Origin of the sequence: Streptomyces sp. NRRL WC-3549, from assembly GCF_000721935.1 — a bacterium.
GTDB lineage: Bacteria > Actinomycetota > Actinomycetes > Streptomycetales > Streptomycetaceae > Streptomyces.
Window position 1 is genome coordinate 15,598 of record NZ_KL585402.1, and the last position, 5,309, is coordinate 20,906.

Here is a 5,309-nt window from a genome sequence, read left to right on the forward strand (position 1 = left end):
CGCGGTCTGCCTTGCCAGCCCGCTCAGAGATGTGTATAAGAGACAGACCTTCGCCCTGCACCCGCTGGTGGACTCCGTCACCGTGGCGCGACGGCTGGTGGACGGCTACCGGGAGGTCCACCCCGGGCTGTCCTCCCTCGACCGGCCGTGAGCCCGGCGGGCGCCCGGACCGCCGGGCCTCAGGGCGCGGACACGGCCCTCGGCGGCCCGGACGGCGCCCAGGACGGCGCGACGCCGGTCAGCTGGCAGACCATCAGGTAGAGCGGGATCGGCGGGGTGTAGGGCGTGCGGCTGTCCGGCGCGTGGATCAGCCGCGGGCGCCCGCCCGGGACACAGGCCCCCGTGACGTACGACGCCTGCTCCGGCCAGTCCAGGTCGAGGTCCGAGCCCGCGGGGACGATCCACCACCACTGGTCGGCGTCGGCGAACACGCACCCGGCGCGCGGCAGATGGGACATCAGCCGGAATCCGTACCGCGCGGGCACCCCCACCGCGTCGCAGCCCAGACTCGCCGACAGCGCGGGCGGCAGAGGCAGCCGGACGCGGCCCGGACCGCCCGGCTCCTGAACCGGCCGGGAGCGGCGCGAGACCCTCAGTTGGTTCAGGGCGTGCCTCAGCATGTCCGCTCCGGACCGCACGGCAACTGCGCCCACACCACGCGCCCGCGGGCGTCCGGCGCGTCGTGCGTCCCCCAGGCCGCGCTCAGGGAGTCGACGAGCAGGAGGCCGCGGCCGTGCTCGTCGTCGGCGGGGGGTGACAGCCGGGGGCCGTCGGGCTGATGGCCCTGGTCGGTCACGGAGATACGCAAACCGCCTCCGGAGTAATCGAGTTCGCACAGGACGAGAGCGCTGGCGGTGTGCACCACCGCGTTGGTGAACAGCTCGGACACGATCAGGACCGCCGCGTCGTGGGTGTCCTGGCCCACCCGCCACGCCTCCAGCCGGGACCGGGTCAGCCGTCGCGCGCCCGCCACGGACTCGGGGTGCGCGGGCAGCGCGAAGCGGTCACGGAGCGCTTCCCTCCCGGGTCCGCGATCCACGACCCGGGGGATGAGCGCACTGCCAGGTGCCACGACCGATTCCTCACAGTGGGGGCTGCGTCACGCTTCGCACCGTCATGGAACACGAGCGGTCGCGCCTACGTGAACTGGTTCACTGACCAACTCTCCCCCCGACGGGAACACTTGGCAAGAGGCACTCTGAAAAATTCAGAGTGGCTGTGTCCCGGTGGTGGCCGCGCATGGCACACTGCTGGCACACAGCGCATCGGGAGGTCTGAAGTGAGCGAACCGCGGTCCGCCCCGACCGTGGGCCAGGTCGTTCTCGGCAAGCGGCTCCAGGACCTGCGGGAGCGCGTCGGACTGAGCCGCGACCAGGCCGCCAAGGTGCTCCGTGTCGCCTCCGGGACGATACGCAGGATGGAGACCGCCGAGGTCGGCCTGAAGATCCCCTACGTACAGCTCCTCCTGAAGGCCTACGGCATAGCCGACGACGAGGTGGACGCCTTCGTCGAGCTCACCGAGGAGGCCAACAAGCCCGGTTGGTGGCAGCGCTTCCACGACGTCCTGCCCGACTGGTTCAGCATGTACGTCAGCCTGGAGGGCGCGGCCTCCCTCCTGCGTATGTACGAACCGCATTTCGTCCCCGGCCTCCTGCAGACCGAGGACTACGCCCGCTCCGTCCTGCGCACCGGAGCGGTCGGCCAGACCCGGCCCGAGGACATCGAGCGCCATGTGGCGCTGCGGATGGAGCGGCAGTCGCTGCTCACCAAGGACGAGGCGCCGAAGCTGTGGGTGGTCATGGACGAGACCGTCCTGCGCCGCCCCGTCGGCAGCCCCGGCGCGATGCGGGCCCAGGTCGACCGCCTCCTGGAAGCGACGGACATGCCGCATGTCACGCTCCAGATAGCCGAGTTCGCCACCGGGCACCACCCCGGGACCTACGGCCCGTTCGTCCTCTTCCGGTTCGCCGTCCCCGAACTGCCGGACATGGTCTACAGCGAGTACCTGACCGGCGCCGTCTACTTCGACGCGCGTCCCGAGGTGGCTTCCTACCTCGAGGTCATGGACCGCATGGCGGCTCAGGCCGCGACTGCACAACGCACGAAGGAGATCCTCCGGGATTTCCGCAAGGAGCTGTGATGAACCACATATACAACGGCATGCCGGCCGCCGACCTCGGCACCGAGGGCTGGTACAAGCCCTGGAGCGGTGGGAACGGCGGCAACTGCATCGAGGCCATGAAGCTGGCCGACGGCAGGGTGGCGGTCCGTCAGTCCGCCGATCCCGACGGACCCGCGCTCATCTACTCCAACGGCGAGATCGCCGCCTTCATCCAGGGCGCCAAGGCGGGTCAGGCCGACTTCCTTCTCACCTGACGCCCCACCCCATAGGGTCGCCCGAGACGCTGTTCGCCGATGCCGGAAGACCGACGACCAACGGAGCGCGCCATGACCGTGCAGAACCCCGACGCAGTCGAGATCGACACCAGCAAGCCGCACCCCGCAAGGATGTACGACTGGTTCCTCGGCGGCAAGGACAACTACCCGGTCGACGAGCAGATGGCCGAGGAACTGCTGGCCCTGGACTCCCGCGGCCGGGACATGGCACGGGTCAACCGGGCCTTCATGCACCGCGCCACGCGCTGGCTCGTCGGCAACGGCGTACGCCAGTTCCTCGACATCGGCACCGGCATACCCACCGAACCCAACCTCCACCAGATCGCTCAGGGGGCCGCCCCGGACGCGCGCGTCGTCTACTGCGACAACGACCCGATCGTCCTCGCCCACGCGGCCGCCCTGCTCCACTCCACGCCCGAGGGCGCCACCGAGTACATCCAGGCCGACGCACGCGACCCGGAGAGCATCCTGGACGCGGCCGGCGAGATCCTCGACTTCGACCGGCCCGTCGCGCTGTCGCTGCTGGCCCTGCTGCACTTCGTCGACGACGAGGACGGGGCCGCCGAACTCGTCGACCGGCTGGTGGGGCGGCTGTGCTCCGGCAGCTACCTGGTGCTCTCGCACACCACCGGGGACTTCGACCCCGAGGGCGCCGCGCAGGCCCGCGCCCTGTACCGGAGCCGCGGGATGACCCTGCGCCCCCGCTCCCGCGCCGAGTTCACCCGCTTCTTCCACGGCCTCGCCCTCGTCGAGCCGGGCGTCGCCCTCTCGGCGGAGTGGCACCCCGAGCTGGGCGAGGCCGTTGACGTGCCGGGCCACGACCCGATCCCCGGCTACGCGGGAGTGGCCCGCAAGCGCTGACCGGAACACGGCGCGACGGACAGGCACGTCACGGGGGCAGGGGGTCACGGGACCAGCTCCAGCAACCGCCGGGGACGCCCTGATCCACGACGCTGTGCCGCAACGGGCCTCGGCCCGGCCGTGTCGCATCGCCCCGCCGCCCCGGGGCCGCAGCCGGGCCGAGGTCTCCGCCCCCGCGCCGGGCACCCCGCCCCACGGGCGACAATGGGTCCATGTCACGACGTACCTCCCGGCCGCGCGGGTCCGCCCCCGCCGGCGGCGCACCCGGCCGCACCACCCCGGAGTCACCCTGCCCGTGCGGCCTCCCCGCCACCTACGCCGCCTGCTGCGGCCGACTGCACTCAGGCGCCGTGGCCGCCCCGACCTGCGAGGCGCTGATGCGCTCCCGGTACACCGCCTTCGTCGTCCAGGACGCCGGCTACCTGCTGCGCACCTGGCACCCGGACACCCGCCCGCCGTCCGTCGACTTCGACCCGGCCCTGCGCTGGAGGGGCCTGGACGTCCTGGAGACCACGGAGGGCAGCGCCTTCCACACCACCGGCACGGTCACCTTCCGCGCCCACTTCACCGACGACGGCCGTGCCGACTCCCTCCACGAGCAGAGCCGGTTCGTCCGACACCAGGGCGCCTGGGTGTACGCGACCGCGGTCTTCGTCGACTGAGAAGCCGTGGGAGGCCCCGCCCCGGCCCGTGCGCTGCGGGCACGAGTGAGGGCGGGGCCGAGCCGGACACCGAAGGCGTACGCCGCCGGGGCATCGCCCGCACCCCTGGAGCCCGTCAGACCGGGGCCGTCACCCGTGCGGTCGACGGGGCGAGCTCCTGCGCCAGGTCCTCCGCGAGGAGCCGCTTCGCGATCACGTCGACCGCCGCCCGGAGCTGCCGGTCATCCGGTCGTGCGCCGTCCTCGGCCAGCCGCTCGTTGAGCCAGCGCCCCCAGGCGGTGGAGATCGTCGCCGCCTCACGCCGGCCCGCCGCCGTGTGGGCGAACAGCCGGCCGTCCCCGGTCAGATAGCCCTCCTCGATCATCCGGTCGAAGACGGGTACCAGCACCTCCGGCGGGATCCGGTGCCGGGTGGCGATCAGCCGGAGCCCCGCGTGGCCCACCATCCGCGTGAACAGGTCGACCTGCATCACGGCCCAGGCGCCGGCCATGTCGAGGCGGGTGTCGGAGTCCGCGACGACCCGCCGGGCCGTGCCGGGCCCCGCGTCCCGCAGGATCCGTGCCACCGAGGCTTCCAGGACCCGCGCCGGGTCGCCGGCGACCGGCTGTGCGAAGCCCTCGCCCATGTCGGTCGAGCCGGCCCGCGCGGAGTCGCGGAGCTTGACCTGCTTGAGGAAGAGCGCGACGACGAACCCGATCAGCGCCACCGGCACCGTCCACAGGAAGACGGTGTGCAGGGTGTTCGCGTAGGCCTGGGCCAGGGGGGCGGTCTGCGCGGCGGGGAGCGCGTGCACTGCCTGCGGGCTCGTCGCGGCCCCCGTGAGCACCGCGGGGTCGCCGCCCGCCCGCGCCGCCTGCTCGATGCCGTGGGTGAGGTTGGGCCGCAGCGCGTTGGCGTAGATCGTCCCGAACACCGCCGTCCCGAAGGAGCTGCCCAGCGTACGGAAGAACGTGACGCCGGACGTCGCCGTCCCCAGGTCCGCGTAGTCGACCGTGTTCTGTACGGCGATCGTCAGCACCTGCATCGACAGGCCGATGCCGATCCCCAGCACCAGCATGTACAGCGACTCCCGCCAGACTCCGCTGCCCGGGCCCATCCGCGACAGCAGGAAGAGTCCGGCCGCCATCACCAGTGACCCGGCGACCGGGAAGAACCGGTAGTGGCCGGTCTTGCTCACCACGTTCCCGCTGAAGATCGAGGCGGCCAGCAGCCCGATGACCAGGGGCAGCGTGCGTACGCCCGACAGCGTCGCGGAGTCCCCGTCCACGTACTGCAGGTATGTCGGCAGGTAGATCATCGCGCCGAGCATCGCGAATCCCACGATGAAGCTGAGGATGGAGCAGACCGCGAACACCGGGTTGCGGAACAGCCGCATCGGCAGCATGGGCT

At 72.0% G+C, this 5,309-nt stretch carries 7 protein-coding genes; 4 read left to right on the plus strand and 3 right to left on the minus strand.

The genetic code is table 11. The annotated features are described in order from the left end of the window. Window positions 1–179: 179 nt before the first annotated feature. On the minus strand, window positions 180–620 hold the full coding sequence (locus tag IH13_RS0117245) for a hypothetical protein (RefSeq protein WP_031085404.1): 441 nt from the start codon (window positions 618–620) through the stop codon (window positions 180–182). Continuing rightward, a complete protein-coding gene (locus tag IH13_RS0117250; RefSeq protein WP_031085406.1) occupies window positions 614–1,072 on the minus strand; it encodes an ATP-binding protein in 459 nt (152 codons plus the stop codon). The genes IH13_RS0117245 and IH13_RS0117250 overlap by 7 nt, the downstream gene beginning before the upstream one ends. A 207-nt stretch (window positions 1,073–1,279) precedes the next feature. On the opposite strand from IH13_RS0117250, the gene IH13_RS0117255 reads away from it, so the two are divergent. The 4 genes from IH13_RS0117255 (at window position 1,280) to IH13_RS0117270 (ending at window position 3,920) form a co-directional block, all read left to right on the plus strand. Beyond that, window positions 1,280–2,140, plus strand: coding sequence for a helix-turn-helix domain-containing protein (locus tag IH13_RS0117255; RefSeq protein WP_031085407.1), 861 nt, complete (start codon window positions 1,280–1,282; stop codon window positions 2,138–2,140). Next, window positions 2,140–2,376, plus strand: coding sequence for a DUF397 domain-containing protein (locus IH13_RS0117260; protein WP_014049581.1), 237 nt, complete (start codon window positions 2,140–2,142; stop codon window positions 2,374–2,376). Before IH13_RS0117255 ends, IH13_RS0117260 begins: the two co-directional genes overlap by 1 nt. Before the next feature lie 72 nt (window positions 2,377–2,448). Next, window positions 2,449–3,258: an SAM-dependent methyltransferase gene (locus IH13_RS0117265; RefSeq protein ID WP_031085411.1), complete on the plus strand. Its 810-nt coding sequence runs from the start codon at window positions 2,449–2,451 to the stop codon at window positions 3,256–3,258. A gap of 212 nt (window positions 3,259–3,470) precedes the next feature. Next, window positions 3,471–3,920, plus strand: a complete 450-nt coding sequence (locus tag IH13_RS0117270) for a YchJ family protein (RefSeq protein WP_031085413.1) — start codon at window positions 3,471–3,473, stop codon at window positions 3,918–3,920. Window positions 3,921–4,035: 115 nt separating this feature from the next. On the opposite strand, the gene IH13_RS0117275 is transcribed toward IH13_RS0117270, so the two are convergent. Continuing rightward, window positions 4,036–5,309 (minus strand): MFS transporter (locus IH13_RS0117275; protein WP_031085415.1); only part of this gene is annotated, 1,274 nt, incomplete at its 5' end.

Bases quoted from the DNA above. Each gene is read 5' to 3' on its own strand.
- IH13_RS0117245 (WP_031085404.1), bottom strand. From the start codon at position 620: ATGCTGAGGCACGCCCTGAACCAACTGAGGGTCTCGCGCCGCTCCCGG.
- IH13_RS0117270 (WP_031085413.1), top strand. From the start codon at position 3,471: ATGTCACGACGTACCTCCCGGCCGCGCGGGTCCGCCCCCGCCGGCGGC.
- IH13_RS0117265 (WP_031085411.1), top strand. From the start codon at position 2,449: ATGACCGTGCAGAACCCCGACGCAGTCGAGATCGACACCAGCAAGCCG.
- IH13_RS0117260 (WP_014049581.1), top strand. From the start codon at position 2,140: ATGAACCACATATACAACGGCATGCCGGCCGCCGACCTCGGCACCGAG.